The following is a 15,155-nucleotide window of genomic DNA, read 5'->3' as shown; positions in this document are numbered from 1 at the left end:
CATCTGGTAATGGAGGCTCGCATCGTAATCGATTAGAAACCAGCTTTTCAGGGACTACGAAAACGTTTGTTTTGCCTTCACAGCCGAACCAATATGCTGATTCAGGAATTCTGCAAAGCTGGTCAGGTTCGGGAAGATGGCACGCAGGGTGTTCACATCCACCGACCAGCCGGGGCTGTTGTTCCACTCCAGTTGCTTCACCATATCGCTGATCATCAGCCGGGCGATCCATTTTGGAATTTTGTAGGATGGTGGCGTTTTCCCGGTAACCCGCTGGTAAACCTCTTTCATCTGAGCCAGCGTCAACTGATCGCCGGCCACATCCTGCATCTGCCCAATATATACCTCCGGATGCTGGAAAATAAACGCGGCCATTGCCCCAATATCGTCTACGGCAACCATGTGGAAACGCGTCTGAGGAGTAAGAACCCCCGCCAACAGGGGAAACAGCATGGGGCCGGCTTTGGGATCGAAGAAATTCTCCATGAAGAACACCGCCCGCAAAAAGGTGCGGGGCAGCCCAACCTGGTCTATATAGTTCTCAATCTCGGCCTTGCTTTCCCAGTGCATCACGCCTTTGGCCTTATCAGTATCGGCAATGGATGCCTGCACAAAATGTTTTACGCCGGCCTGCACTGATGCATCGATCAGATTCCGGGCCTGCCTGATTTCTCCGGCATAGCCTACCCCTTTTTCCCAGTAGTTCTGGACCGAGAAAACGCCGTAAACGCCCTGTAACGCCTGTTCCAGACTGGCCTTATCTTCCTGATCGCCCTGCACCACCTCCACGCCCTGCGCCTGAAGCCTACGGGCGGCTTCGCTGTTTATGTTCCGGGTGAGCGCCCGGACGGCGAAATTAGTTGGTAATAAATGCCGGACAACGGCCCCACCCTGCCGGCCGGTAGCGCCGGTTACCAGGATTACATGTTCAGTTTTCATGCTGTATTTGCTGTTTGTGGATAGATTATTGTGTACCGCAAAGTACGTCAGCATCAATGGAAAGCGCTTTACCGATTACGAACTGAGAAGCCCGGCATGTGTAAACGGTCAGGTTTCACATACCGGGCTCCAGGGCAATTGTGGCCGAACTTACTTCGGTCGGGATGGTTGTTCGCGCTAGTTCTTCAGCGCAACGACCTTGTAAAAAGCAGGCTTGGGCTGGTTGGTCCGGTCGAACAGCAGGGGGTAGCTGGTCCTGCCCCGGATAGGCCAGTTGTTCAGCCAGCTTTGGGCGTCATTTACGCCCCAAAACGTGACGCGGGTGACCTTGTCTTTATGCTTGAGGAACAGCCTGAACAGGGCTTCGTAATCAGCGGCCAGCTGCTGCTGCACGCTATCAGGCAAGGCATCCGGGTAGGGGTTCGACTGGGCATTGGCGGTCATCCGCTGACTGACTTCGGCTCCCTGGAAGTTGCGAGGCAGCACCTCAATATCCAGCTCCGTAAACATGACTTTCAGGCCCAGAGCGGCATACTGAAGGATGCTTTCTTCAATGTCTTTCAGGGGCACCCGGCCCACATGCCAGTGGCCCTGAATGCCTACGCCATCAATGCGAACGCCGGCGGCCTGGATCTTTTTGATCAGCGCGATGCAGCCCGCCCGCTTGGCCGGTTGTTCGTTGTTGTAATCGTTGTAATACAGTTCGGTCTGGGGAGCGGCCTGCTGCGCCAGCCGGAAGGCTTCCGTCACGTAATCGTCGCCGAGGTGTTGCAGAAATACGGTTTTCCGCAGAGTGCCATCTTCATTGAGGGCTTCGTTGACGACATCCCACGAGAATACTTTTCTGTTATACCGACCGGCCACCGTTTTGATGTGTTCCGTGAAAAATGTCCGGATAGAATCGGAGCTCTTGATGCCGCGAATAAACATCGGCAACTGACTGTGCCAGATCAGCGTATGACCGTTTATTTTGATGTTGTGCTTCTTCCCGAATTCCACCAGTTTGTCGGCCATTGTAAAATCGAAGGTATCCCATTTCGGGTGAAGCAGCGCCGATTTCATGATGTTCTCGGGCGTGGCCATGTTGAACTGACGAACAATAAAGGCGGTCACCTGCGGGTCACGTTCTTCGATTTGGGCGTTGTTCAGCGCCGTTCCGATGCCGAAGTCCTTTTTGAAGGTATCTTTCAGCGAAGGAATGGTTTGGGCGAGAGTGGTGTTGGGCAACACGTTTATACCAAACAACGTTGCTGCACCGATAGCGATTATATAGCTTCTCATAATTTGGATTTGTGAAAGGGTAGAGACGCATTACGTTACGTCTCTACCTGAACAGGACCTGCGAAAACTGAAACAAATCGTGCCGCCAAACGGGCCAGGTATGCCCCCCGGCATATTCGCTGTAGGTGTATCTGATGCCCATGTCGTCGAATTTCTTCATCATGACCTGGCAATTCTGATAGGCAATATCTTCCTTACCGCCCATTGAAATCCAGAAGTTTTTCAGATTGCCATTGATGGTGCCGGCGTTCTCCTTCATGAAGGCATACTGCGGGTCCGACAGCTTGGGGTTATTGGCGAACCAGCCCGAACTAAATACCCCGAGCGAAGAGAACATATTGGTGTTCTTGATACCGGCATAAAGCGTCTGTAAACCACCCATTGACAAGCCTGCGAGCGCCCGCCCTTTCGCATCGGTTTCCACCCGGAAATTACTTTCCACAAAAGGGATAGCTCCCTGCTTCAGTTCGTTCTCGAAGGCCCGCAGCACGTTTTCGTTGAAGCCGGCCAGACCACCGGGCATGTTCATGTTGCCGTCGAGCATCACGATAAGCATCGGTTTGGCCTTGCCCTCGGCGATCAGGTTATCCAGAATCAGGTCTGTTTTGCCCTGTGTTGCCCAACCCCGCTGGTCTTCGCCCCCACCATGCAGCAGGTACAACACGGGGTACTTCTCCGTCGATTTGTCGTAACCCGGTGGGGTGTAGACGTACATTTCGCGCCAGGTATTAGTGGCTTTGGAGAGATAGCGCTTGACGCGGATGTCGCCGTGGGGTACGTCTTTGAGAGCGTAAAAGCCGCCGTCTTTATCCGGAATTTCGATACCGCTGGCCATGCGCCCCATGCCGTAGAACGTTTCACTGGCCGGGTCGGCGGTGGCTACGCCATCGATCAACAACGAGTAATAATGAAACCCACGACTGATGGAGTCGGTGGTGACAGTCCAGAAGCCCGCCGTGTCTTTGACCATATCGTACTTCTTGCCCAGGTCGATCTGCACTTTTTGCGCGTCGGGCGCTTTTACGCGAAACACAACGCGGTTATCCGGCAGAATCTGCGGGTATCTGGCGTTCCGGATGTTGCTGCTGGCCGGAGTGCCCAGAACGGTGTATTTCGTCAGCGATGCGTTGTCGACCGGCTTGAACAGAAACTGCGAAAACATGTACAAGCCGTTTTTCCAGACCTTGAAATCATGTCCACCCGGCTCAACGTAATAAATATGCGGCACATCGTGCTGGTACAGGTAATCATGCGTGCGTTTGCTGAACGAAATCAGCCCATCGGCATCCCCGCACGAAATCCAGAGTAGTTTCAGTTGCTTTTTGGCGGCTTCGGAATTTGGCACCAGTTCTTCGGGTTTTTTCGTATTGGGGGCCGACGAAAACCCACCCACCCAGGCAAACTTATCCAGGTTTCCCAGGCCAAAGTTCAGCGACTGCCCCCCTCCCATCGACAAACCGGCAATGGCCCGGTGTTCGCGGTCGGTCAGGGCCGGGTACTTTTTCTCGATAAACGGAATCAGATCGGTCAGCAGGTCTTTTTCAAAGGTAGCAAACGCTTCTACTTTTTCCCGGTCAAAGACGTTGCCTATAGCCCGGTCGTCTTTCATGGCCCGGCCGTTGGGCATGACCACAATCATCGGCTCCAGCTTTTTGTCGGCGTAGAGATTATCGAGAATGACCTGCGGCTTGCCACCGTTGAGCCATTCCTTTTCATCGCCACCAATGCCGTGCAGCAGGTACAGCACCGGGTACTTTTTCTTTTTGGAAAAGCCGGGGGGCGTATACACTAAGGCTTTGCGAACTGTGCCGACCGTTTTGGATGGATAACTGATCGAATCAAGTTTACCCATGGCAATACCCGACCGGACCTGATCGAAGCCTTTAGGCGCTTCTTTGTCGGTGGGCTGGGCGAAGCTGCTACAGCAGCAAACGCCGATGATGGCGGCTAGTAGAAAGAGTCGTTTCATAGTTTAAGGGTGAATGACAGCCCATTGGGCCGTCAACGATTTTATTTTTTAAATATCAGGCCGGCATATTGCCGCAACGACCGACGCCAGGTTTGCCACTCGTGCGACGTACCCGGCGACTCGTAATACACGTGTTTTATGCCCGCTTTATCAAGCGCTTCGTGGAAACCTTTCACACCAGCATACATGCGCTCCGGCTCTTTGGTACCGATGCTGACGTAGACTACTTTCACTTTCTTGTTGAAAGCATCGGCATCGGCCCATGCACCATCGTAAAGCTGCTTGATGTCAGCGCCCGGCTGCAACCGTCCCGCTCCGCTGAAACCGCCGATGTAAGCAAACTTGTCGAGGTTGGTCATCGTGGTCTGGAAGGTCTGGAACCCACCCATTGACAGACCGGCCATCGCCCGGTTATCGCGGTCGGCGAGCGTTCGGAACGACTTGTCGATCATCGGAATTACCTCTTTTACTAGTACGTCGGGGAAAACATTGCTGTTCATGCTGGCTGGCCCGCTGGCCGTTGTGCTGACGGGTTTAGTCGGGTCCGTAGCGTAGCCCCGCTCCATTACTACAATCATGGGTGTTGCTTTTCCTTCAGCGATCAGGTTATCGAGAATGAAATTCATCTTACCCTGCGTAGGCCAACCGGTTTCGTCTTCGCCCGAACCGTGTTGCAGGTACAGCACCGGGTAACGCTTTTTTGGGTTTTCGTCGTAACCGGGCGGGGTATAGACATTCGCCCGTCGCCAGGCTTTGGTCATATCGGAGTAGTAGCTGACTGAGCGAACCTGACCATGCGGCACCTTCTTAGCCTGGTAGTAGTCCATGTCTTTGTCTGGAATGTCAATGCCACTCGCCATCCGGCCCATGCCGTAAAACGTCTGACTCGACGGATCACAAAGCGGAACGCCGTCGATAATCAGGGAGTAATAATGAAACCCTTCCACGATGGGGTCGGTCGTGACGGTCCAGAAACCGCTCGTGTCTTTTACCATGTCGTATTTCCGGCCCAGGTCCATCTGCACTTTTTGGGCGTCCGGGGCTTTCACGCGAAACACAACGCGGTTGTCGGGCAGGATCTGCGGGTATTTCTGACCCGGAATATTGGTGGATGCCGGTACGCCCGCATCCTGAGCCTGAACTGTCAGACCCAGCGCTAACACGCCGACCAGCAATGCGAAAAACTTTTTCATGGTTAAGGTTTTGGGAATGAATCAGGCTTACTTAAACAGCAGCGGTGCCAGCTCATGCAGGCTCCGACGCCAGGTCAGGAATTCGTGCGCGGTATTCTCGGAGACATATGACACGGCATTGTAGCCGGCGGCTTTCAGGTCGGCGGCCGCTTTCCTGACGCCATCGGGTCGTTCTTTGCTGCCGCAGCTAATGAAAACCAGCTTTGGTTTGGCCTTGCCGTTGAGGTCCTCCGGGGCGTAAACACCGCCACTTAGCAGGCCGTAGTACCCAAACGTTTCCGGTTTGTTGAGGGTAATCATCTTGGTTTCCATGCCCCCCATCGATAGTCCCGCCATCGCCCGATTGTCGCGGTTGGCGAGGGTGCGGAAATTGGCATCCACGTACGGAATTAGCTCGTCGACCAGCACAGTCTGGAATGGATCAATCTTGAACTCCCGGATTTTACCAAATTTCACTTCGTTGGTCATGCCGTAAGTCATCACAATGATAAACGGCTTAATTTTACCTTCCGCAATCAGGTTGTCCATGATCAGATTGGCGTGTCCCTGATTGCTCCAGGCCGTTTCGTCTTCGCCCCAGCCGTGTTGCAGGTACAGCACCGGGTATTTTGTGTTATTTTTTCCGTAGCCCGGCGGGGTGTACACAAACGCCCGGCGGGGTGTGCCCGTACTTTTTGATGGGAAAAGCACCTGCTGTACATGGCCGTGGGGTACGTCTTTAAGGGCATAGAAATCCTGGTCATGAGCGGGTATCTCAATGCCGCTTTCCCACCGAACAGAGCCGTAGTAATTCTTGGCACCGGGGTCGTTGAATTTGCCGCCGTCGATGGTGATGTTGTAGTAGTGAAAACCTTCATCCAGTGGGCCTTCGGTGGTGCCGGTCCAGAAGCCGTCTTCTCCTTTGGTGAGTTTGGTGCCGCCCCGGCCACCCAGTCCAAGGCTTACCTTCACACTGTCGGCTTTAGGAGCGTTGATCCGGAATCGGGCATAGCCCTGCGAGTTTACCTGCGGGTACTCCTGCCCCGGCTGATTCAGAGTAGAGGATTTAAAGTCCTCCGCGATGGCGGGACGACTGGCCTGCGAAAAACAGGCAGTGCTGGTGAGAACGATGGCGAACAGGGTCGCGATAGTCTTACTAGTAGTCATTTGTGTATGGGTTCAGAGAGTTTGAGTTATTTGAAAAGCTGCGGTAAGGTAGTGGCCAGGTACAGCTTACAGTTCATCCAGGTATGTCCGCCCGGCACGATGAACGGCTCTACCTTGATTTTCTTGTCGTTAAACATGGCGATGTTCTGCTTCACCGGCTCGTACAGAAAATCCTCCGTGCCGACGCTGATGGTGAAAAGCTTCAATTGGCTGTTGAGCTTATTGGCATCGGGCGACCAGTCGGTGAAGTTCTTTTTGAACTCGTCGGTTGCCGTGAAAGGCGCGTACGAGCACACGTAGGCGAACATGTCGGGGTTGGTCAGACCGATGTTCAGCGTCTGCCCGCCACCCACTGAGAAACCGGCTACTGCCCGGCCTTTACTTTCTTTGATTACCGGATAATTGGTTTCAATAAACGGCACAATGTCGTTGACCATGTCTTTGGTGAAATCGGGCATGGGCGCGGGACGCACATTGCCGTACGGCATCACGATCAGCATGGGTTTGGCCTTACCCTGCGCAATCAGATTGTCGGCGATCAGGTTGGCGCGGCCTACTTTGGTCCAGGTTTCTTCGGTATCGGAGCCGCCGTGAATCAGGTACAGCACCGGGTATCTGGTTTTACCGTTCGGGTTGAAGCCCGGTGGGGTGTATACGAGCAACTGCCGTGTGGTGCCCAGCGTCCCCGACTTGTAGTACCGGTAGCTGATTTTACCGTGCGGTACGTTCCGGAGCGAATGCACGAGGGGCGTATCGCCGGGTACGTCGACGATGCTGCGTTTGAAGCGTTCGTTGGCGAAGATGTAGGTATTGCTGGGGTCGGCAATCTGCACACTATCGACCGTGAAGCTGTACGGGTAGATGTCGGGTTTGACGGGCGGCACCGTCACGCTCCAGATACCCGATGTGTCTTTGGTCATAGCCACGGGCGCTTTCAGAAACTCGCCCGACAGGCTTACCTTTTTCGCGTTTCGGGAAAAATACCGGAACGTGATGCTATGGTCGGGGTGTACGTCAGGCGAGCTAATGGCGGGCGGACGCTGCTGCGCATAAGCCGATAACGACGCTACGGTCAGCATGGACAGGAGATAGACGATTCGGTTCATGGTCGTGGGGTTTGGTCTTGAAACAGAAGCGGAGTAGTAGCGGCAAGGTACGTTTTCACGTTCATCCAGGTGTGTCCCCCGTCGGTGATCAGGCTTTTGAAATTTACGTTCTTCGCTTTTAGGTAATCCATAAACTCCACCGTGCCCTTGTACAGAAAATCATCGCTGCCGACGCTCACCCACAGGAGCTTTAGCTGCTTGTTGGTTTGGTCGGGCTTATTCACAATCTGACTAAAATTACCGTCCATTTCCTGGGGCGACAGGTATGAACTGTACGCGCACACCCAGGCAAATTTGTCCATGTTACTAAAAGCCGTCCGCAGCGTTTGCCCGCCCCCGCGCGAGAAACCGCCAATGGCCCGGTTGTCGCGGTTGGCAATGGCCCGGTAATTCTTCTCGGTGTACGGAATGACGTTTTTCACCAGATCCGTCGCGAAGTCATTGGCGCGTTTTACGGCATCGGCCCCATCCCGAACGGTTGGGTCGCCGGGTTTGGGTTTGCCGGTTTGCTCGGCTACCCGAGCCGCGATATTGCCGTAGGGCATTACAATAATCATCGGTTTGGCTTTGCCTTCTGCAATCAGGTTATCCAGAATCAGGTTCGTTTTGCCAACTTTGTAAAAGGTTTCTTCGGTATCCGTCGTGCCGCTGATGAGGTAAAACACGGGGTATTTCTTCGACGGATTCTGGTCGTAACCCGGTGGCGTATACACCACCAGCGAGCCGGTTGTACCTTCCATCGACGGGTAGTATTCGTAGCTGATGGTACCGTGGGGCACATCGCGCATGGCGTGGATCAGGGGCGAATCGCCGGGTACGTCAACCAAACTGGCTTTAAAGCGCTCGTTCGGGAAGAACGCCACGTTGGCCGGGTCCATCACCGTTACACCATCTACCCGAAAGCTGTACGGGTAAATATCAGGCTTGACGGGGCCGACCGTCACACTCCAGACGCCCTGCGCATCTTTGGTCATGGGCACGGGACCTTTTTCAAACTGCGCACTCAGGTCTACCGCTTTGGCCTGCGGAGCCAGGTAGCGGAACGTAACGGTCTTGTCGGCGTTCACCTGGGGCGATACCACCAGCGGCCCCCGGGGCGGCTGGGCAAAGGCCTGCCCGAACACGAGTAGCATTGCCCAGACGAACAATAGTTGTGTACGTGGTTTTAGCTTCATAGTATTGAACGGATAAGGACACTGAGGAAAGTGTCGGGTTTAGGAATAGGCAATGGTTTATTGAAACAGCTTCTGGGCAATGGTCGACAGGTAGAGCTTGCAGTTCATCCAGGTATGGCCACCATCCGAAATCAGGGTTTCGTGTTTGATCTTTTTCTCATCGAGCACTTTCAGGTAGTCATTGATGACCGGATACAGCATATCCTCTTTGCCGACACCGATCCAGAACAGCTTCAGTCGCTGGTTGGTCTGGGCGGGGTTGGCAAACGCGGTGGCGTTGTTCCGGTCGAATTCCTCTTTGAGCATACCCGGTGCAAAGCCACAAACCCAGCTAAACAAATCGGGATTGTTCAGCCCCAGATAGAGCGTTTCGCCACCGCCACCCGAAAACCCGGCAATGGCGCGGCTGTCTTTGTCTTTCTTTACGCGGTAATTCTGCTCCACAAACGGCATCAGATTTCCCAGAAAATCCTTCTTGAACGCCTGTAGATTGTCCCAGTTGCGGAGACTCCCGGACGATTTGCTGATGACCGGATACGCCCGTCCGTAGGGCATGACGATGATCATAGGTTTAGCCTTTCCCTCCGCAATCAGGTTGTCAAGAATAATATTGGCCCGCCCCACTTTGGTCCAGGTTTCTTCGAGATCCGTAGTGCCGTGCAGCAGATACAGCACCGGGTATGCTGTTTTCGTGTCGGTTTCGTAGCCGGGTGGGGTGTAGACAACCACGGGCCGTTGACCCAGTTCGGGTGAGGTGTAGTACCGGTACGACACAGTGCCGTGTGGAACGTTCCGGATGGTATGCACCAAGGGTGTAGTACCCGTTATGTCGACCAGGCTATTTTGGAAACCTTCGTTTGGGAAGATGGCCGGGTTTCTCGGGTCAGCTACCGAAATCCCGTCAACCTGGAAGCTATACGGGTACATATCCGGCTTTACCGGCCCCGTCGTTACGCTCCAGACACCCTGCGCATCTTTGGTCATGGGAAGGGGTGATTTCTCAAACTGGGCGTTCAGCTTTACGTCTTTGGCATTGGGGGCAAGGTACCGAAACGTAACTGTATTGTCAGGATGCACTTGGGGCGATACCACCGTTGGCCCGCCGGGCGGTTGAGCCAGGGCTAGCCTGCTCAAACAAAGCAGCAGGCTAACAAGCCAGAAGCGAAGGGGTAAGGGATTAGACATAGTCATTGTTGTTTAGGAATTATAAGGTCAGTTGCAGGAAAGACACACCCTGCCGGGGCAGGTCGAAAGTGAGCGTTGTTTTGCCGTTGGTAACCGTTTTCATTGCTGGTGGGGTCAACTCCTGAAGCTGCCCCGCTTCTTCCAATCTCTTGTACTGGTTGGCCGACACCTGCTGCGGGCTTCCCATCGCTTTCCAGGCCTCGAACGAGTTGCTGTGCTTGTCATCTACGCGGTAATGGCGTACCTGCACCTTGTTTTTGTCGAGACCACTGATGGTTAGCTGAACCGGAGTGGCCGGGCCTGTCACATCGTCATCGTGGTAATTCCAGACCATAACGCCAATTGTATTTCCGTTTTTGCTGGCAATGGCATGCACGTCGTTTTCGGCCCGCACGCCCCTGGCAATGATGTCGCCTGCATTTAATCCTTTGTCGGTCCTGACCGATAGCCGTTGGCCGCCCATCTTCCCGAACATGCGGAACACGTTCAGCACGGGCTTATCGACGCCATGCGTAGCCAGGTCACGGAAACCGGCAAACCACGGCTGATCTTCAAACTCGAACGACCAGCTCACGGCCCCGCGCAGGTTCACCTTGTACTGGTCCATCAGCTCGTAAATACGGGCAAACGACGCGGCCGTGTAGCTCGAATACATCGTGCCGTTCCGGTAACCGTACTTCGGGTCACGCGTGGCCGAGCAGGCGGCACAGCCCTCGGGATCGCACTCGCCGATGATGATCGGAATATTTTTTAACTCCTGGAACGAGTTCACCGCTTCAAATGCCCGCTGAATGTCTTTCAACTGCACGTCCATGTTCATGCGGATATGCCCATCGACAAACTCCGGGTTGCCTTTGGCATGAAAACCAATGTATTGCAGGGGCGTTCCGGTTTTGCCGGTGGCGTAATTCTTTCCCCGAAGGCAGTGCTCAATGAACCGGGTCAGGTAACTATACGCTTTGTCGCTGCGGGGGCTGGTGGTGTGCGGACCACCGATGGTGCATTCGGGGCAGGCGCGTTTCAGGCCGTCGGCGGCATAGTCGTACATCTTGCAGTACTCGTCGAACGTACCTGACCAGTAGCCGATGTCCGGTTCATTCCAGACCTCCCAGAGCCAGCTCGTTACTTCCTTTTTTCCGTAACGGTCGATGCTGTGGTTGACCCACTGATACACCAGTTCCCGCCATTTGTCGTAATCCTTGGGTGGGTAGGTCCAGCCCGTCCAGATATTGCCGCCTTTGCTCCAGGTGTGTTCGTAGGGTTCGGGTTTGGCCGACAGGTCTTTGGGCATAAAGCCAATTTCCATCAGCGGCTTCATACCCCGCTTCACGTAGGTATCGATGATACTGTCGACCACCGTCCACTTGTAAATGGGCTTACCGCTGGCGTCTTCCCGGTAGGCATCCGTATACCCCCATTTCAGGTCAGGCCCGGGGCTGTTTCCTTTGGAGGTCAGCAGGTTGTGCGCCCGCACATATACCGGCACAGGGCTTAACTGCTGTAGTTCGGTCAGCAGTTTCTGGCCATCCTTCCGGGTGGTGTAATTGGGTTCGTCATACCCGAAGAACGCCCAGAACGGCTTCATCTCACCAATGGGTTTTGCGGCATCGACCTGCATCGAGACCGGCATCGGCTGGGCAGAGGCAAGCCGGAAGCTGAGCAGGAAAAGACTGAATAATACGTTAGGTTTCATGGTTCAGGAAAAGGTGTACGCTTAGTTCTTAAGCCAGTTATTCTGTTTCATCCAGGCGAACAGCGGCTCCATCCAGCCGGGATGACGGAAAATAAAGCCGTGGTCGCCTTTGGGGTAGATGTGCATTTCGACGGGAACTTTCAGACGCCTGAGTTTCTCGAAATAGGCGATGCTGTTGTCTACGTCGACCAGTTTGTCGTCGGCCGCGTGGGTCAGGTATGCGGGTGGCGTGTTCATGCGCACTTGCAGTTCATTGGAAAAAAGCTCGACGTCTTGCCGTGACGGATTTTTGCCGATCAGGTTATCCCGCGAACCACCATGCGTCAGGCTGTCCTGCATACTGATGACCGGGTAAATGAGAATTTGAAAATCAGGTCGCAGGCTGGTATTGCTGGCGTTCTCGACATACGACTTCTCGAAATGAGTGGCCGCCGTCGAAGCCAGGTGCCCACCGGCCGAGAAGCCCAGAATGCCAATTTTACCGGTGTCGATCCCCCATTGAGCCGCCTGCTCACGAACCAGTTTAATGGCTTGCTGGGCATCCTGCAAAGGGCCAATTTTCTTATCAGGCATGATGGCGTCGCTGGGCAGGCGGTACTTGAGCACGAAAGCTGCAACGCCTTTTTCGGCCAGCGCTTTCGCCGTATTAACGCCTTCGCCGTTGTACACAACCACGCCGTAACCGCCACCGGGAATGATGATAACGGCCGCCCCGGATGCCTTGTCGGGCGCGGGTCTGAAATACTCCAGCGTGGGTTTGGTGATGCCTTTCAACAAACCGGTTCCCGCCCCCGACTCTTTTATATCCGACGCCTTCGAGTTGGGAACCTCAGCCGTGTACAAGGGTATGATTTCCTGGGCACTGGCACCGATAGACGAAGCCCATAACCAAGCAGCCAACGCAGCTACGGTGGTTACTTTTCTGCCTAGTCTGATTGAATGAACGTGTGTCATGGTATTGGGGGTTCGCTTTAGTTGCCGTTTGCTGAAGCTAACGGAGCCGGTTTATAGCCCAGCAAAGACAGCATTGTGGTAGCGTAACGTTTGCCAAGCTCCCGGTAACCGGCCGCATTGAAATGCAGATTATCGGCCGCGTCGGTGCAACCCGCCGAAGAAATTACGTGCGCGTTTTTGATCGTTTGCGGAAGCGTGGCAATGATCTTGTTCATGCTCGCACAAATGCCACCCTGATCGGCGCTGACCGTTTCACCTGCCAGCAACGGCACTTTTTTGGGCTTCAGATCCAGGTCGTGGATCAGGTTATCGTACACCACCTTCACCTTTTTCGTCCACAGCGTGTCATTGGTATTCGACTCCCCCTGGTGCAGCAAAATGCCCTTAATGACGCCATCTTTCTGCGCCAGGCGGGCCATCTCGACCAGTCGCGCGTAGGGATTACCGTCATATTGACTGATGAAATTCTTCATCCAGCCCGGCACATTGGCGGTGTAGGCTTCGTAATGGTCTTTGTCGAACAGCTCGATTTTAGAGCCGCCCACGGCTACATTGATGACGCCCACTCTGACCTTCTCCGGCAGGTTCGCAACCAGCTCCCGGCCAAAGTAATCGGCGGGGGTCAGGCCGGTTTTGCAGCGGCACAAGGGCGGCACGGCGGTATACCACTGTCCTTTTTGCCGGTTTAGGCTGGGGCAGTCGACGGCTTCCATTACCTGAAAACGCGGATTTACATTGACCGTATCCTGCGGTTCAATTTTGGCGTTGCCTTCCATGTTCGACTGTCCGAAACAGAGGAAAATGTAAAAGTTCTTGTCCTGTGCCGAAGCGCTGAGGTTCATCAGCAGGAAGTACAACGGCAGTATTGCGGCTATTTTTTTCATTTGACAGGGGTATAGGCATAAAAGGGTTACTCGTTTCCTGAACCGGATAGCGTGCCGGCAATCCGGAAATAGTCAAAGTCGGCGAAACCACCCGTTTGCGGTTGGACCGCCTTAACGGTGGCGTACGTAAACAGACCAAAGCGGTAGCCCATGAAATGCGGGATGGTGTACGGCATTTTCAGCGGTTCGCCAATGGCTGTCCAGGTTTTCCCGTTGAGGCTGTAAAAGAAATAGGCGATATCTTTGCGGTCCCGGAAATGGCATTCGACTTTCAGATAGACCGTTTTCTGGTGCAGCGGAATGCGCTGCACCTCGACCGGCTTACCTGTAGTTGCGCTGACCATGACAATAAACTGGCTGCCGTTTTCGGCCTTCACGCCCACCAGCCCGTAGTTTTTCTGCAACAGGCAAAGCCCGGCAAAATCGCCGTCTTTCAGGTTCGATGCATCCAGCGCGGTAGACCCTACCGATTCCGGGCCGATGGTTCGCTGCGTGAGCGTGTTGCGGGCCATCACAAACGAGGTGTCGGTACGGCCGGTTTTCAGCCGCAGGTAACCTTTCCGCTCCGTCACCGACCAGAGGGCGTTGTCGGGATTGTGGTTCCACTGCCAGGCCAGGGGCAACGCGGGGTCACCTTTTTTGCGGGTAAACTCATCCGAAGCAACGATTCCGGGAATCAGACCTTTGCTGGCCGGGAGGTCAAGCGTTTCGGGTACTTTTCCATGTTCGCCCAGCACCGGCCAGCCATCCTCCCAACGTACCGGCACCAGATACGGGATGCGGCCCACCCCGCCGAAGTCGCGGAACAGGTACGCATACCACTTGCCGTCTGGCGTGTCGATCAGTCCGCCCTGCGCCACACCCAAATCCTGCAACGCTACCCGACCTTCCCAGGGGCCGGTGAGTTTGTCGGCGCGGTGAATCACCACCGTCCGCATACCACCTTTTGGCCAGGTGATGTTAAACAGGTAGTACTTACCGTTCACCTTGAAAAGCTGTGACCCTTCGGCGGGCAGGCCCCCACCGGTGCCTGAGGGTGTACTGGCATTCTCAATCAAAACCTGTTCGGTGGTGCCGGGCTTCACACCCGACGCATCGGCGGTGAGTTCGACCAGCTTTAGCTTACCCGCGCCGTAGATCAGGTACGTCCGACCATCATCGTCAAAAAACAGCGAATGGTCGTGGTACGAAGGCTTGAAAGACACCTCTTTCCAGGGACCTTTCTCGATATTCTTCGTGGTAAAGATATAGGTTTTGCCGGTGGTCTGGGCAAAGGTGGTGACGTAGTAGGTGCCGTTGTGGTAGCGTAGGCTGCTGGCCCACGAACCCCGGCCGTAGGTGCTCTTACCATTGGTCAGGTTCAGGGCATCAACACTCGCCAGCGTATCATACGCATAGCCAACCAGTTGCCAGTTCACCAGGTCTTTCGATTTCATGATGGGTAAGCCCGGACTCATGTGCATGGTGGTGCTGCTCATGTAGTACGTATCGCCTACCCGAATCATAGCCATATCCGGCACATCGGCGAAGATGATCGGGTTACGGGCATTCTGGGCAATGGCTGAAACCTGCACCAACAGGATCAGAACTACCCCTAACCAAATCGATAAATGCTTTACGTTCATAAAAA

At 54.5% G+C, this 15,155-nt stretch carries 12 protein-coding genes; all 12 read right to left on the bottom strand.

All coding sequences use genetic code 11. The features are described 5' to 3' along the window. Positions 1-54: 54 nt before the first annotated feature. Positions 55-939 (bottom strand): NmrA/HSCARG family protein, encoded by an 885-nt coding sequence (locus ABD931_RS03850; RefSeq protein WP_345264128.1) that lies wholly within the window; start codon positions 937-939, stop codon positions 55-57. 177 nt (positions 940-1,116) lie between these two features. Then, positions 1,117-2,220 (bottom strand): endo-1,4-beta-xylanase, encoded by a 1,104-nt coding sequence (locus ABD931_RS03845; RefSeq protein WP_345264126.1) that lies wholly within the window; start codon positions 2,218-2,220, stop codon positions 1,117-1,119. Between the two features lie 43 nt (positions 2,221-2,263). Next, positions 2,264-4,189 carry an alpha/beta hydrolase-fold protein gene (locus ABD931_RS03840; protein ID WP_345264124.1) on the bottom strand — a complete coding sequence of 642 codons (1,926 nt, stop codon included), beginning with the start codon at positions 4,187-4,189 and terminating at the stop codon, positions 2,264-2,266. 41 nt (positions 4,190-4,230) lie between these two features. Continuing rightward, entirely contained in the window at positions 4,231-5,382 is a 1,152-nt protein-coding gene (locus tag ABD931_RS03835) for an alpha/beta hydrolase-fold protein (protein WP_345264122.1), read from the bottom strand. Positions 5,383-5,409: 27 nt separating this feature from the next. Then, positions 5,410-6,528, bottom strand: coding sequence for an alpha/beta hydrolase-fold protein (locus ABD931_RS03830; protein ID WP_345264120.1), 1,119 nt, complete (start codon positions 6,526-6,528; stop codon positions 5,410-5,412). Between the two features lie 26 nt (positions 6,529-6,554). Further along, positions 6,555-7,634: an alpha/beta hydrolase gene (locus ABD931_RS03825; RefSeq protein WP_345264118.1), complete on the bottom strand. Its 1,080-nt coding sequence runs from the start codon at positions 7,632-7,634 to the stop codon at positions 6,555-6,557. Next, positions 7,631-8,809 (bottom strand): alpha/beta hydrolase-fold protein, encoded by a 1,179-nt coding sequence (locus tag ABD931_RS03820; RefSeq protein ID WP_345264116.1) that lies wholly within the window; start codon positions 8,807-8,809, stop codon positions 7,631-7,633. The genes ABD931_RS03825 and ABD931_RS03820 overlap by 4 nt, the downstream gene beginning before the upstream one ends. Before the next feature lie 57 nt (positions 8,810-8,866). Then, positions 8,867-9,994, bottom strand: a complete 1,128-nt coding sequence (locus ABD931_RS03815) for an esterase (RefSeq protein WP_345264114.1) — start codon at positions 9,992-9,994, stop codon at positions 8,867-8,869. Between the two features lie 19 nt (positions 9,995-10,013). After that, entirely contained in the window at positions 10,014-11,687 is a 1,674-nt protein-coding gene (locus tag ABD931_RS03810) for a GH39 family glycosyl hydrolase (RefSeq protein ID WP_345264112.1), read from the bottom strand. A 21-nt stretch (positions 11,688-11,708) separates the two neighbouring features. Further along, positions 11,709-12,641: an alpha/beta hydrolase gene (locus ABD931_RS03805; RefSeq protein WP_345264110.1), complete on the bottom strand. Its 933-nt coding sequence runs from the start codon at positions 12,639-12,641 to the stop codon at positions 11,709-11,711. A gap of 17 nt (positions 12,642-12,658) precedes the next feature. Beyond that, positions 12,659-13,525 (bottom strand): sialate O-acetylesterase, encoded by an 867-nt coding sequence (locus ABD931_RS03800; RefSeq protein WP_345264107.1) that lies wholly within the window; start codon positions 13,523-13,525, stop codon positions 12,659-12,661. Positions 13,526-13,551: 26 nt separating this feature from the next. Further along, complete coding sequence (locus ABD931_RS03795) at positions 13,552-15,150, bottom strand: glycoside hydrolase family 43 protein (RefSeq protein ID WP_345264105.1); 1,599 nt, start codon at positions 15,148-15,150, stop codon at positions 13,552-13,554. Positions 15,151-15,155: the final 5 nt, after the last annotated feature.

The organism is Nibrella viscosa (assembly GCF_039541875.1).
In the GTDB taxonomy this organism is placed as follows: Bacteria; Bacteroidota; Bacteroidia; order Cytophagales; family Spirosomataceae; genus Nibrella; species Nibrella viscosa.
Note: the sequence above shows the minus strand (reverse complement) of the source record. Positions and strands in the feature narration are given on the sequence as shown.